Source organism: Shinella sp. WSC3-e (assembly GCF_945994535.1).
In the GTDB taxonomy this organism is placed as follows: Bacteria; Pseudomonadota; Alphaproteobacteria; order Rhizobiales; family Rhizobiaceae; genus Shinella; species Shinella yambaruensis.
The window spans coordinates 1,994,347-2,008,509 of the sequence record NZ_OZ000530.1 but is presented as its reverse complement, the minus strand read 5'-3'; the positions used below and the strand labels follow the sequence as shown (position 1 = coordinate 2,008,509).

At 67.6% G+C, this 14,163-nt stretch carries 7 protein-coding genes; 4 read left to right on the top strand and 3 right to left on the bottom strand.

What is annotated here, in order from left to right; translation table 11 throughout:
* Window positions 1-84: 84 nt before the first annotated feature.
* The 3 genes from AABF56_RS10030 to AABF56_RS10020 all read right to left on the bottom strand — a co-directional run bounded on the left by AABF56_RS10030 (window position 85) and on the right by AABF56_RS10020 (window position 3,923).
* Window positions 85-2,535, bottom strand: coding sequence for an ATP-dependent helicase (locus tag AABF56_RS10030; protein WP_272805810.1), 2,451 nt, complete (start codon window positions 2,533-2,535; stop codon window positions 85-87).
* 102 nt (window positions 2,536-2,637) lie between these two features.
* Entirely contained in the window at window positions 2,638-3,051 is a 414-nt protein-coding gene (locus tag AABF56_RS10025; protein ID WP_272805809.1) for a carboxymuconolactone decarboxylase family protein, read from the bottom strand.
* A 50-nt stretch (window positions 3,052-3,101) separates the two neighbouring features.
* A complete protein-coding gene (locus tag AABF56_RS10020; protein ID WP_272805808.1) occupies window positions 3,102-3,923 on the bottom strand; it encodes a cyclase family protein in 822 nt (273 codons plus the stop codon).
* Window positions 3,924-4,222: 299 nt separating this feature from the next.
* Here AABF56_RS10020 and AABF56_RS10015 point away from each other — a divergent pair, with 299 nt between their 5' ends.
* The 4 genes from AABF56_RS10015 to AABF56_RS10000 all read left to right on the top strand — a co-directional run bounded on the left by AABF56_RS10015 (window position 4,223) and on the right by AABF56_RS10000 (window position 14,088).
* Window positions 4,223-5,395 carry an efflux RND transporter periplasmic adaptor subunit gene (locus tag AABF56_RS10015; protein ID WP_272805807.1) on the top strand — a complete coding sequence of 391 codons (1,173 nt, stop codon included), beginning with the start codon at window positions 4,223-4,225 and terminating at the stop codon, window positions 5,393-5,395.
* Complete coding sequence (locus AABF56_RS10010) at window positions 5,395-8,571, top strand: efflux RND transporter permease subunit (protein WP_272805806.1); 3,177 nt, start codon at window positions 5,395-5,397, stop codon at window positions 8,569-8,571. The genes AABF56_RS10015 and AABF56_RS10010 overlap by 1 nt, the downstream gene beginning before the upstream one ends.
* 255 nt (window positions 8,572-8,826) lie before the next feature.
* Window positions 8,827-10,248, top strand: coding sequence for an FAD-binding oxidoreductase (locus tag AABF56_RS10005; RefSeq protein WP_272805805.1), 1,422 nt, complete (start codon window positions 8,827-8,829; stop codon window positions 10,246-10,248).
* A 42-nt stretch (window positions 10,249-10,290) separates the two neighbouring features.
* Window positions 10,291-14,088 (top strand): AsmA family protein, encoded by a 3,798-nt coding sequence (locus tag AABF56_RS10000; protein ID WP_272805804.1) that lies wholly within the window; start codon window positions 10,291-10,293, stop codon window positions 14,086-14,088.
* Window positions 14,089-14,163: the final 75 nt, after the last annotated feature.

Sequence of the window (14,163 nt, the reverse complement as noted above, 5' to 3'; positions counted from 1 at the left end):
TTTTCGCCTCTTGCCGATCTCCCCCCTTGAGGGGGAGATGCCCGGCAGGGCAGAGGGGGGAACAGCGGTAAAGATCAAGCCGGCTCAGGCCCTTTCGACGAAGCCGTCCAGCACGCGCTTTTGGCCCGCGCGGTCGAAATCGATCGTCAGCTTGTTGCCCTCGATCGCCGCCACGTTGCCGTTGCCGAATTTCATGTGGAAGACGCGGTCGCCGATCGCAAATTTCGACGGCTCGCTCACGGTCGATTTCGCCACGAGCTCGCCGTCGATGGTGCGCGCGCGCGGCCCGCTCTCGCCATAGCCGATGCGCTCGACCGCATGGCCGGAGCGTGAGCCCCAGTTGTCGCGCGTCGCATCGGTGCGGTTCGCCTGGGCACGCCGCCAGCCGGGCGTCGAATAGGCGTTCTGGAAAGGCTCCTGCTTGTCGAAGCGCGACTGGCCGTAGCCGCCGCGGCCGTAACCGCCATAGGACTGCTCGACCTCGGCCACCTCGACATGGGCTTCCGGCAGTTCGTCCAGGAACCGCGAGGGCAGGGTCGTCTGCCAGAGACCGTGGATGCGGCGGTTCGAGACGAACCAGATGTGGCAGCGGCGCTTGGCCCGCGTGATGCCGACATAGGCGAGGCGGCGTTCCTCCTCCAGCCCCGAGCGGCCGCCCTCGTCGAGCGAGCGCTGGTGCGGGAAGAGGCCTTCCTCCCAGCCGGGCAGGAAGACGGTCTCGAATTCGAGGCCCTTGGCCGAGTGCAGCGTCATGATCGAGACGGCGTCGAGGTTCTCGTTCTGCTCGGCATCCATGACGAGCGAGACATGTTCGAGGAAGCCGCGCATCGATTCGAAGGCCTCCATCGAGCGGATGAGTTCCTTGAGGTTTTCGAGGCGGCCCGGCGCCTCGGCCGACTTGTCGGCCTGCCACATGGCGGTGTAGCCGCTCTCGTCGAGGATCTGCTCGGCAAGCTCGGTGTGCGGCATGGTCTCCAGCAGCGACTGCCAGCGGCGGAAATCGGTGACGACGTCGAAGAGGGCCTTGCGCGCCTTCGGCTTCAGCTCGTCCGTCTCGATGATATCGGCGGCGGCGGCGAGCATGGGGATGTCGCGGGCGCGCGCATAGTCGTGCAGGTTGCGGATCGTCGTATCGCCGAGGCCGCGCTTCGGCGTGTTGACGATGCGCTCGAAGGCGAGGTCGTCGGCCGGCTGGCTGACCAGGCGGAAATAGGCGAGCGCGTCGCGGATCTCCAGCCGCTCGTAGAAGCGCGGGCCGCCGATGACGCGGTAGTTGAGGCCGAGCGTGACGAAACGGTCTTCGAATTCGCGCATCTGGAAGGAGGCGCGCACGAGGATCGCCATGTCGTTCAGCTTATGCTCCTTGCGCTGGAGCTGTTCGATCTCCTCGCCGACGGCGCGGGCCTCTTCCTCCGAATCCCAGGCGGCGTGCACGACGACCTTGTCGTCGTCGGGATCGCGCCGGTCGGTGAAGAGCGTCTTGCCGAGGCGATCCTCGTTGTGGGCGATGAGATGGCCGGCGGCGCCGAGGATATGGGCGGTGGAGCGGTAGTTGCGCTCCAGCTTGATGACCTTCGCGCCCGGGAAATCCTTCTCGAAGCGCAGGATGTTGTCCACCTCCGCGCCGCGCCAGCCGTAGATCGACTGGTCGTCGTCGCCGACGCAGCAGACGTTCTGCGGCGTGCCCTTCGGCCGCTGGGCGAGCAGGCGCAGCCACATGTACTGCGCGGTGTTGGTGTCCTGGTACTCGTCAACGAGGATGTAGCGGAATTTCTGGTGGTATTCGGCCAAAACATCCGGATTGGCGCGAAACAGGCGGATCGGGTGCAGCAGGAGGTCGCCGAAGTCGCAGGCGTTCAGCGTCTTCAGGCGGTTCTGGTAGGCGACGTAGAGTTCGCGGCCCTTGCCGTTGGCGAAGGCACGTGCGTCGCCCTCGGGGATCTGCGCCGGGTCGAGGCCCTTGTTCTTCCAGGTGTCGATCATGCCGGCGAACTGTTTTGCCGGCCAGCGCTTGTCGTCGATGCCTTCTGCCTGGATGATCTGCTTGATCAGCCGCACAACGTCGTCGGTATCGAGAATGGAGAAATCCGACCGGAGGCCGACGAGTTCGGCATGGCGGCGCAGCAGCTTGACGCCGATCGAGTGGAAGGTGCCGAGCCAGGGCATGCCCTCGACGGCGCCGCCGACGAGGAGGCCGATGCGCTCCTTCATCTCGCGTGCCGCCTTGTTGGTGAAGGTCACGGCCAGCATCTGGCTGGGGAAGGCGCGGCCGGTGGCGAGGATATGGGCGATGCGGGTGGTGAGCACGCGCGTCTTGCCGGTGCCGGCGCCGGCGAGCACCAGCACGGGGCCGTCGAGCGTTTCCACGGCCTCGCGCTGCTCGGGGTTGAGGCCGGAGAGATAATCCGGCGCCCGGTGCGCATCGCGCGCCGCCATGGCGCGCGCGGCGATGCCGCCGGCGGGCTTGGCCGGAGGCTTGCCGGCCAGCTGCGGGTCCTCGTCGAAGAAGGGAATGTCGTCGTAACCGCTGATCATGCGGCTCAATGTAGTGATTCGGTCCCGAAAGGCCAGTTTTCCGTTCTGCTTTTATTCCGCGGGGAAGAAGAATGGCCGCAGGATTGTGGAAAGCGGCGGCCTTCAGGCCCTTGCGCGGTCGGCGTCGAAGACGTCGTCCACGGGCACCTGCAGGGCGGTGGCGAGCTGGTTCGTCTTGCCGGCGAGCGAGACGATGGACAGCAGCTCGGCATAGTGCGCATCCGTCATGCCCTTGGCTTTCGCGGCGGCGGTGTGGGAATGGACGCAGTAGCTGCAGCCGTTCGTCACCGAGACGGCGATGTAGAGCATTTCCTTGACCAGCGGATCGAGCGCCGAGGGCGTCGCCATGACGGCCTTCACCTCCGCCCAGGTGCGCTCCAGCAGCGCCGGGTCGAAGGCGAGGTAGCGCCACATATTGTTGACGAAGTCCGATTTGCGGGTGGCGCGGATGTCGTCGAACACCGCCTTGACGCGCGGGTCGGCTTCCATATCGTCGGCGGGCTTGACGGTGCTCATGGTTCCTCCGGGGGAATGGGCCGGCGGCGGAACCGCCGGCCGGATGGGGATCAGGCCAGCGCGATGGCGCGGGTCGGGCCGCCCGTGCCGCCGCGCACCTTGGGCGCGCCGACGATGAGGGTCGCGCCCCTGGCCGGAAGCTCTCCCAGATTGGCGGCCGCCTCAAGCCCCCAGTGGCCCGAGGCGAGCCAGGAATAGTGCGTCGCGAAATCCGGCGAGATGCCGTAGTCGAGCGAGAGCGTATCGACGGCGATGCCGACCGCGCTCGAATTTTCCGCGAGATACTGCACCGCTTCGACATGGAAGCCGGGGAAGTGCATCTTTCCCTCGCCATCGGCATTGCGGAACTTGTCGGTGCCGAGATGCTTGTCCCAGCCGGAAAGCAGCGCGACGCAGGCCTTTTCCGGCAGCTCGCCGTTGGCCGCGATCCAGGCCTTGATGTCGTCCGGCGTCAGCTGCGCATCGGCATTGGCGGCGGCCTTCTCCCGGATGTCGATGATGGCGAGCGGCACCACGAGATCGGAGACCGGGATTTCCGCCACCGACTTGCCGTCCTCGGAGAAATGCAGCGGCGCGTCGAGATGGGTGCCGGTATGCTCGTTCACGCGCAGTTCGAAGAGATTGAACTTGTGTTCCTTGTAATTGAACTTCTGCTCGCGCCAGAACTGCTGCTCCCCAAAAAAGGTCGGAAATTCCTCGTAGAGCTCATGGGTGAGGTCCGTTGCCTTCGTCGGCGCCTGGGCGAGCGCCGGGCTGAGCGCCCCGGAGCTTGCGGCCGCGACCGTGGCAGCGCCCGCGGCAGCGGCGCGGAAAAAGCTCCTCCTCGAAAGCATGCGGTTCTTGACGGTATCGATGACGCAGGCGTCACACATGGAATTCCCCCTGTCGTTCAATGCGTTGATGAAAGAATACTGAAATAGGGCTTGGCCGCCGGGGCCGGGAAAAAGCTACCACAAGCGCAGGAGGCGTCCAGTCATGTGCGTGCTCGCGGAAGGGGCGGGACGGGAAGATTCCTCCGCCTTTTCTTACATTTCGGTAACAGAGCAGCCTGCCAATCTTACATTTCGGTAATGATCACATTCTTTCATTGCCCGTTCATTTTCAAAGCGGGATACTTGGCCTATGTCGCGCCGCAACAGGTGACGGTTCGCTTCCTTCGGAGACAGATTGCATGCGGGTTTGGAAACAGCTCCTCATAAGCCTCGGCGTCCTTTCGGCCGGGGTCTTGCTCTGGGGTCGCTTCGTGCCCGGGGCAAATGCCACGCTGGAGGCCACGGGCCTGCCCGGCACGCTCGTCGCGGCCATCGCGCCGGCCGGCGAAGGCGAGGCGCAGGGCGGCCGCGAAGGTGGCCGCCGCGGCGGCTTCGGCGGCGGCCCGGCGCTTGTCGCCACCAAGCCTGTGGCCATGTCCGTCGTCAACGACCGGCTCAACGCCATCGGCGACGGCGAGGCGATCCGCACGGTAACCGTCACGCCCTATGCCACCGGGAACCTCACGGAAGTGCTGGTGAAATCCGGCGACCGGGTGGAGCAGGGGCAGGTGATCGCCCGCCTCGACAGCGATGAGCAGCGCATAACCGCCGACCAGGCGCGCGTGGCGCGCGACAGCGCTAGGCAGAAGCTGACGCGCATCGAGAACCTGAAATCCACCATGAGCACCGCCGAGCTGCAGGACGCCCAGACGGCGCTGCAGGCTGCGGAACTCGCCTTGCAGAACGCGGAGCTGACGCTGCGCCGCCGCGACATCACCGCGCCCTATGGCGGCGTCGTCGGCATCATCTCCGTCAATCCCGGCGATTACGTCACCACCTCGTCGGCGATCGCCCGCATCGACGACCGTTCGGAAATCCTCGTCGATTTCTGGGTGCCGGAGCGGTTTGCGACGAGCGTGCGTGTCGGCGGCGCGGTGACGGCGACGGCGGTCGCGCGGCCGGGCGAAACCTTCACCGGCGAAGTGCAGGCGATCGACAACCGCATCGACCAGGAGAGCCGGACGCTTCGCGTGCGGGCCCAGATCGACAATCCCGAGGACCTCCTGCGCGCGGGCATGTCCTTCCAGGTGACCATGCGCTTTGCCGGCGACCTCTATCCGAGCGTCGATCCGCTTTCCGTGCTGTGGAGCGCCGACGGCTCCTATGTCTGGCGGGTGAAGGGCGAGACGGTCGAGCGCGTGCCGGTCCATATCGTGCAGCGCAATCCGGACAAGGTTCTCGTGAAGGCCGAGATCGCCGAGGGCGACCAGATCGTCACCGAAGGCGTGCAGACGCTGAGGCCGGGCGGCGCGGTGCGCACCGTGGCCGAGCAGGACGGCCAGGTGACGTCCTCCGTGTCGGAGGGCTCGTAATGTCGGGCGGGGCAAGCGGACTGGATACTTCCGGCAAGGCGGGTTTTACCGCGCTCTTCATCCGCCGGCCGATCTTCGCCCTCGTGCTCAACACGCTGATCGTCGTCGCCGGACTTGCCGCCTTCAACGGCGTGGAGATCCGCGAGCTGCCCTCCGTCGACCAGCCGGTGATCAGCGTCTCCACGACGTTCGACGGTGCCTCGCCGGAAACCGTCGACCGCGAGCTGACCGATGTGATCGAGGGCGCCGTCTCGCGCGTCCAGGGCATCAAGGACATTTCCTCGTCCTCTTCCTTCGGCCGCAGCCGCGTCACCCTGCAATTCTCCGACACGACCGACGTCAACCAGGCGGCCAACGACGTGCGCGACGCGCTCGGCCGCGTGGCGAACCAGATCCCCGACGGGGCCGACGAACCGCGCGTCGTCAAGGCGGATGCGGACAGCCAGCCGATCATGCGCCTGGCGCTCACCTCGGACACGCTCTCGCTCGAAGACCTGACGCTTCTCGCCGAAAACGAGATCACCGACCGGCTCGCCTCCGTGGAGGGCGTTGCCGATGTCGCCGTCTATGGCGACCAGGAGAAGATCTTCCGCGTCGACGTCGACCAGTCGAAGCTCGCCGCGCGCGGCCTGACGGTCGCGGACCTGCGCAACGCGCTGGCAACGGCCGCCTTCGACGTGCCCGCCGGCTCGCTGAAGAGCCAGAGCCAGGACATCACCGTGCGCGCGACGGCGGATCTGGAAACGCCTGCCGACTTCGAAAACCTGATCCTGAAGAACCGCGTGCGTCTCGGCGACGTCTCTCTGGTGACGCTGGGGCCGGACGAGGGCTCCACCGCGCTGCGCTCCAACGGCCGGCAAGGCATCGGCCTTGGCATCATCCGCCAGGCGCAGTCCAACACGCTCGATATCTCCGCCGGCGTGAAGCAGATGGTGGCGCAGTTCGCCAACATCCTGCCGGAGGGCACCGAGATCAAGATCACCAGCGACGACGCCGTCTTCATCGACGGCGCGATCCACGAAGTGGAGATCGCGCTCATCGTCGCGGTGTCGATCGTCACGCTCGTCATCTATCTTTTCCTGCTCGACTGGCGCGCGACGCTGATCCCGACGATCAGCATGCCGATCGCGCTGATCGGCACGATCGCGGCCATCTACATGGCCGGCTTCTCCGTCAACATCCTCACGCTGCTTGCGATCGTGCTGGCGACGGGTCTCGTGGTGGACGATGCGATCGTCGTCCTCGAAAACATCGTGCGCCGCCGGGCCGAGGGCCTGAAGCCGCGCGCGGCCGCCATCCTCGGCACGCTGGAGGTGTTCTTCGCCGTCATCGCCACGACGGCGACGCTCGCCGCCGTGTTCATCCCGCTTTCCTTCCTGCCCGGGCAGGCGGGGCGTCTCTTCCGCGAATTCGGCTTCGTGCTCGCCTTCGCCATCCTACTCTCCTCCTTCGTGGCGCTGACGCTGTGCCCGATGCTGGCCTCGCGCATGCTGACCAAGGACATGACGCACGGGCATACGGGCCTTCTCACCCGCATCGGCGGCGCGGCCTCGCGCCTCTACCGCTCGACGCTGCATGCCTGCCTCGGCGCGCCCTTCATCGTCTTCGTCGTGGCGCTCATCTTCACCGCGGCGGGCGCCACCTCCTTCTTCACCATCAAGTCCGAGCTGACGCCGAGCGAGGACCGATCCATGGTCATGCTGCGCGTGAACGCGCCGCAGGGCGTGTCGCTGGAATATGCGCAGGACCAGATGAAGCTGATCGAGAACAAGCTGCGCCCGCTCTACGACAGCGGCGAGATCGTCAACATCTTCTCGATCTCCGGCCAGGGCGGCTCGACGAACAGCGGCTTCATGGTGCTGACGCTGGCGCCCTGGGGCGAGCGCGAGCGCACGCAGCAGCAGATCGTGCAGGACATCAACGCGGCGGTCGGCGCCGTGCCCTCGGTGCGCGCCTTCGCCATGCAGCCGAACAGCCTCGGCATCCGCGGCGCCGGCAACGGCCTGCAGGTCGCGCTGGTCGGCAACGACTACACCAAGCTCGGCAATGCGGCCGCCGAGCTCGTGCGCCAGATCGAGGACAGCGGGCGCTTCCAGAACGTGCGGCTGAACTACGAGGCCAACCAGGCGCAGCTTTCCGTGACCGTCAACCGCGAGCGGGCCGCCGATCTCGGCATCGACATCACCGGTCTCTCCGCGGCCTTGCAGGCCATGCTGGAAGGCACGAGCGTCGTCGACATCTATGTCGAGGGGCAGGCCTATCCCGTCAAGCTGTCCTCGACGACGCAGCCGATCAACGACCCGATGGACCTGGAGAACATCTTCCTGAAGACCGGCGACGGCAAGATCGTGCCCATGTCGTCCATCGCCTCGCTGGAGGAGAAGGCCGTCGCCCCGCAGCTTTCGCGCGAACAGCAGCTGCGCGCCGTCTCGCTTTCCGCCGGCCTGAAGGACGGCCTGGCGCTCGGCGAGGCGCTTTCCCTGGTTCAGGAGATGGCCGCGCCGCTGCTGCCGGAAGGTTCCCGCGTGCTGCCCATGGCGGAAGCGGCGACGCTGCAGGAGAATTCGAACGGGCTCTTCATCACCTTCGGCTTCGCGCTCGCCATCATCTTCCTCGTGCTCGCCGCGCAGTTCGAGAGCTTCGTCAGCGCGATCATCATCATGGTGACGGTGCCGCTGGGGCTTGCCTGCGCCGTCTTCGCGATGATCATGACGGGAACGACGCTGAACATCTACAGCCAGATCGGGCTCGTGCTGCTCGTCGGCATCATGGCGAAGAACGGCATCCTGATCGTCGAGTTCGCCAACCAGCTGCGCGACCGCGGGCAGGATATCCGCAGCGCCATCGAGGATGCCTCGAACATCCGCCTGCGCCCGGTCCTGATGACGATGATCGCCACCGTCGTCGGCGCGCTGCCGCTGATCCTCGCCAGCGGAGCGGGCGCGGAGGCGCGCATCTCGCTCGGCTGGGTGCTGGTCGGCGGCCTCGGCCTTGCCACCGTCGTCACGCTCTACCTGACGCCCGTCGCCTATCTCGTCATCGCCGGCTTCACCAGCCCGCATGCCGACGAGGAAAAGCGCCTCGCCGCGGAGCTTGCCCATGCCGAGACGCTCGGCAAGCGCAAGGACGAGGCGTCGCCGCCGCCGGCAGAAGTCCTGCCGCAGGCGGCGGAGTGAAGCCTCACGGCGCTATCCGCCCTGTGGCGAGTTGCCCCTCACCCTCTCCCCGCAAGCGGGGAGAGGGGACTTGCCTCACGAACGGGTATTTGTTGGGGAAATCGGTGCGGCATATCCCTTCGTCCCGCTTGCGGGGAGAAGGGGACCGGCAGGCCGGATGAGGGGCCGCCAAGACTTTTATCCTTCGCGCAATTGCGGCTGGACAGACGTCCCTCAATTTGCTGAGTAAATCCGCACAGGGTTGAGGATTTGACGATGGCTTTGGCGGATATCAGGGGCGGCGCGCGCAACGAGGAGGGCATCGCCGCGGCGCTGCCGCGTCTTGCCGGGCGCTTCGGGGCGCGGTTCCAGACGGGCGAGGCGATCCGCGCCCAGCATGCGCACACCACCACCTATATTCCCGCCCAGCTGCCGGACGGCGTCGTCTTCGTCGAGAATGCCGACGAGGTGAAGGCCGTCGTCTCCCTTTGCGCCGAACTGAAGGTGCCGGTCATCCCGTTCGGCACGGGCTCCTCGCTGGAGGGGCAGGTGAACGCGCCGAACGGCGGCATCTCCATCGATTTCAGCAACATGAAGCGGGTGCTGGAGGTCAATGCCGAAGACCTCGACTGCACCGTCGAGCCCGGCATCACGCGCGAGGAGCTGAACGTCCACCTGCGCGATACCGGCCTGTTCTTCCCGATCGATCCCGGCGCGAATGCCTCGATCGGCGGCATGACCTCGACGCGCGCCTCGGGCACCAATGCGGTGCGCTACGGTACGATGAAGGACAATGTGCTCGGCGTGACCGCCGTCACGGCCACCGGCGAGGAGATCCGCACCGCCCGCCGCGCGCGAAAATCCTCCGCCGGCTACGACCTGACGCGGCTCTTCGTCGGCGCCGAGGGCACGCTCGGCGTGCTCACCTCGATCACGCTGCGCCTCCAGGGCATTCCTTCGGTCATCGCCGGCGGCATCTGCGGCTTCCCGACGCTGAAGGACGCCTGCAATGCCGTCATCATGACCATCCAGCTCGGCATTCCCGTCGCCCGCATCGAGCTCGTCAACACGCTGCAGATCAAGGCCTGCAACGCCTATTCCGGCCTGACGCTGCCGGAGCAGCCGACGCTCTTCGTCGAGTTCCACGGCAACGAGGACAGCGTGCGCCTGCAATCGGAGGAGTTCGGCGCTATCGCCGCCGAGTGCGGCGGCGGGGCGTTCCAGTGGAGCGCGGACGCGGAGGAGCGCGCGAAGCTCTGGAAGGCGCGGCACAATGTCTACTGGTCGGCCAAGGCGCTGCGGCCCGGCTGGGAGGCGATCGCGACCGATGTCTGCGTGCCGATCTCGCGCCTTGCCGACTGCGTGGCCGAAACGGAGGTCGACATCGAGGAGCACGGGCTCCTGGCGCCGATCGTCGGCCATGCCGGCGACGGCAATTTCCATGTCAGCCTCGTCTTCGACGACAAGGACCCGGCGCATGTCGCCGAGGTGGAGGCCTTCGTCGGCCGACTCAATGCCCGGGCGCTCGCCATGGACGGCACCTGCACCGGCGAGCACGGCATCGGCCAGGGCAAGCAGGCCTTCCTGCCGGGCGAGCTCGGCGGCACGGTCCAGCTGATGCGGCAGATCAAGCAGGCGCTCGATCCGGACAACATTCTGAACCCCGGCAAGATTTTTTCGACCCTCTCGGGCAATTAGTCGTTATCCTGAGGCGGTGAAACGAAATTCAAGGCAGGCGGCGTGCTTTCGAGAATCATGCTCTTCGTTGGCGGCTTGGTGGTCGTGGCGCTCTTTGCGGCGCTGCTCGCGCCGCTCTTCGTCGACTGGACCAGCTTCCGCCAGGATTTCGAGCGCGAGGCGAGCCGCATCATGGGCCGCACCGTCGTGGTGCATGGCAGCGTCGATGCCCGGCTGATCCCGTTCCCCTCCGTGACGCTCAACGACGTGCGTGTCGGGGCGCCCGAGGACGGGCAGCCGCTGGTTGAGGTGGCGCGCTTCTCCATGGATGCGGAACTGGCGCCGTTCCTCTCCGGCGAGGCGCTGATCTTCGACATGCGCATCGAGGAGCCGAAGGCGCGCATCAGGCTTTTCGAGGACGGCACGCTGGACTGGGCGCGCGGCCGCAAGTCCGATATCCCGGCCCGCACCGTCATCCTCGAAAATGTTACGATCACCGGCGGCGAGATCGAATTCGTCGATGCGCAGACCGGCCGCACCCGCCATGTCACCGGCCTTGATGCGCAGGTCTCGGCAAAGTCGCTCGCCGGCCCGTGGCGCATCGACGGGCGCGCGGCGCTCGACGGCGAGAGCGGGGCCTTCCAGCTTTCGAGCGGCCAGGCGGAGAACGGCGCGCTTTCCCTGCGCGCCCGCATCGTGCCCGACCGGCTCGCCTTCACCGCCGATCTCGACGGTGCGCTGAAGGTCGTCGATTTCCGCCCGCAATATCACGGCGACTTCACCATCGCGGAAAAGCCGCGGCCGAAGGGCGAGGGACCGGCCGATCCGATCCGCGTCGCCGGCAAGTTCGAGCTTTCCAACGAGCGCATCCGCGTGCCGGACTATCGCCTCGAGGCCGGCCCGTCCGAGGACCCCTATGTGGTGACGGGCGAGGCGACGCTCGACACCGGCCGCGCACCGGAATTCCTCCTGATCGCCGACGGCCAGCAGATCGACGTCTCGCGCATCGGCAACAACGGCGAGGGGGGCAAGACCGGCCGCAACCCGCAGGTTTCCGCCCGCCAGCGACTCCAGGCGCTGCTGGCGATCGCCGCCGACATCCCGATCCCCCAGGTGCCCGGCCGCGCCAGCCTGTTCCTGCCGGCCGTGGTGGTCGGCGATACGACGGTGCGCGAGGTGCGCCTCGACGTGAAACCGGACGGCGAGGGCTGGCGGATCGACCGGGCGGATGCGCTTCTGCCCGGCCGCACCACGCTGGAGGCCAAGGGCCGGCTGACGCTCAGGCAGAACCGCGGCTTCGTCGGCGACCTGCTGGTCGCCTCGAACCAGCCGTCGGGGCTGGCGACATGGCTTGCCGGATCCGTGGATCCGGAAATCCGCAAGCTCAAGACGGCGGGCTTTTCCGCCGAAGTGAACCTCACCGACGAACTGCAGCGCTTCGAAAACCTCGAAATCGCCATCGGCGGCGCCTCGCTGCTCGGGCGTATCGAGCGGGAATCGCGCGCGGATGCCGCGCCCACCCTGTCGCTGCAATTGCGCGGCAACGAAGTCGCGCTGGAATCGCTCCAGGCGCTTGTCGGCCTTGTCGCGGGCGATGCCTCGCTTTCGACCGTGCTGGATCATTCGATCGCGCTCGACGTCAAGGCCGATCGTTTCCTCGCCTTCGGCGAAAGCGCCTCCGGCGTCAACGCGGCGCTGTCCGTCAGGGATGGCCTTCTGACGCTGAGCCGCCTCAACATCGCCTCCCTGGACGGCGCGGCCGTCTCGGCCAGCGGCACGCTCGGCGGCTCGCTTCTTGCGCCGAGCGCCGGGCTCGACATGAGGGTGAAGGCGGCCGCGATGCGTCCGGTGGCCGAGCTGCTGGCGCGGCACTTGCCGGCCCATCCCGTGCTCGCCCGTTTCCTTGCCAATTCCGGCTACTACGACAATGCGGACCTCGCCGTCCGCCTGGCCGTCTCAGGGGCGGAGAATCCGGCGACGCTGACGCTCAGCGGCCCGGTCAACGACGGGCGGGTCGAGATGAGATTCTCCGCAGCGACACCCGCCGACCTGCTCGTGGGGCGCAATTTCGAGCTTGAAGGCAGCATCTTCAATCCGCAGTCGGTCGTGCTGGCCGGGCAGGTCGGGCTCGACCCATTGCCCTTCGATGCGGACCCCGACGGCAGCGTCACCTTCCGCGTGACGCAGCCGGAGGACGGTCCGGCCGATGTCTCTGCGGCCTTCAACGCGGGCAGCACGACGATCTCCATCAAGGGCACGGCTGCGCTCTCCGCCGCCGGTTTCCCGGCCGGTACGCTCGCGCTTTCGGCGAAAAGCGACGACATCGAGCCCTATCTGATGATGAACGGCATCGCCGTGCCGCAGGCTGGCGCCGGCCTGCCGCTTGCGCTGCAGGCGTCCGTCGCCACGAGCGCCGAGGCCATCACGATCACCGACATAGTCGGGGAGGCCGAGCGCAACGCCTTTTCCGGCCGCCTGACGCTCGACCGCACGGCGGCGACGCTCAAGGGAACGGGCGCGCTGCGTTTCGATACGGTCGATTTCGCCTTCCTCGCCGAGGCTGTCGCCGGGCCGGTGACGGATCCTCTTGACGGCGGGCTGAACACCGCGCCGCTCGTGCAGCCGCTTCAGGATGCCGCCGATGTGTCCGTCGCGCTGCAGGCCGGGGCGTTCTGGCCGGGGCTCTACGGCGCGGTGGAGGGATTTTCGGGCAACCTCGTCTGGAAGGGGGGCGAACTGGCGCTGACCGACATGGCGGGCGACTGGCTGGGCGGCCGGCTTGCCGGACGGCTCAAGGTCGCCAATGCGGAGGAGAACGGCCTGTTCGAGGCACGGGCGGAGCTTTCCGGCGCCGATCTGGCAAGGATCGTCTGGAGCGGCCCGCAGGGCGCCGTCGCCATGGGCAAGGCGGATGTGACACTGGCCGTCGACGCTTCCGGCAAAAGCGTGCGCGCCATGGTCGAGGGCGCCAGCGGCTCGGGCGAGGCGCGGCTCTCCGATCTCACCTTGCGCGGGCTCGATACCGGCGCGCTGCCGGCGCTGCTGACGGCGGCCGACGGTATCGAGGATGATATCACGCCCGAGCGCGTCGCCGGTTTCGCGGCGGATGCGATACTCAAGGGCGAGGCGGCGCTGGGCACGGTGCGCATGCCCTTCGCGCTTGCCGGCGGCAAGCTGCGCGTCCAGAGCGTGACGGCCGGGGATGGCAGGGCCGGTTTCTCCGGCGATGCGGATATCGACCTTGCCGGCGATGCGATGGCGGGCCGGCTGTCCGTCACCTACGCGGCGGGCGAGGAGGCGCTGGCGGGCGCGGAGCCCGAAGTGGTGCTTGACTATCGCGGCCTCGTGGAGGCGCCGGGTGTCGCGCTCGACGTGCAGCCGCTCGCCAATTACCTGTCGCTGCGGCGCTTCGAGACGGAGCGCCGCCGGGTGGAGACCCTGCAGGCCAACGTGCTGGAAAAGCAGCGCCTCAGGCGCGAGGCGGCCCTCTATCGTTCGCGCGCCGAGGCGCGGGCCACGCTGGCCGAGGCGATGCGCCTGCAGATGGAGGAAGAGCAGCGCCGCCGTGCGGAGGCGCGCGTGCGCGCCGAGCAGGAACGGGCCGCGCGGGAAGCGGCGGAAGCGGCCGAAAGCGCTCGCCGCAAGGCCGCGGACGACGCACGCCGCCTGCTGGAGGCCGAGGAACAGGCCCGCCGCCGCGCCGAGCAGCGCGCGGCGGATGAGGCCCGCCGGGCGGAGGAAGAGGCGGAACGCCGCCGCCTTCCGGTTTCGCCGGAGGAGGGCGTGGAGCGGGGCGGCGAACTGCCGCCCGTCGACAGCGGGCAGAACCTGAATTTCGACGCACTGCCGGGTGTCAACTGAGCCGTTCCGCGTTTCGGGAACAGCGAATTGTGGTCCATGCCGCCGCGGATGTGGCCCGCCGGGAAGCCGGCAAGG

Bases quoted from the DNA above. Each gene is read 5' to 3' on its own strand.
- AABF56_RS10020 (WP_272805808.1), bottom strand. From the start codon at position 3,923: ATGTGTGACGCCTGCGTCATCGATACCGTCAAGAACCGCATGCTTTCG.
- AABF56_RS10030 (WP_272805810.1), bottom strand. From the start codon at position 2,535: ATGATCAGCGGTTACGACGACATTCCCTTCTTCGACGAGGACCCGCAG.
- AABF56_RS10005 (WP_272805805.1), top strand. From the start codon at position 8,827: ATGGCTTTGGCGGATATCAGGGGCGGCGCGCGCAACGAGGAGGGCATC.
- AABF56_RS10010 (WP_272805806.1), top strand. From the start codon at position 5,395: ATGTCGGGCGGGGCAAGCGGACTGGATACTTCCGGCAAGGCGGGTTTT.
- AABF56_RS10025 (WP_272805809.1), bottom strand. From the start codon at position 3,051: ATGAGCACCGTCAAGCCCGCCGACGATATGGAAGCCGACCCGCGCGTC.
- AABF56_RS10015 (WP_272805807.1), top strand. From the start codon at position 4,223: ATGCGGGTTTGGAAACAGCTCCTCATAAGCCTCGGCGTCCTTTCGGCC.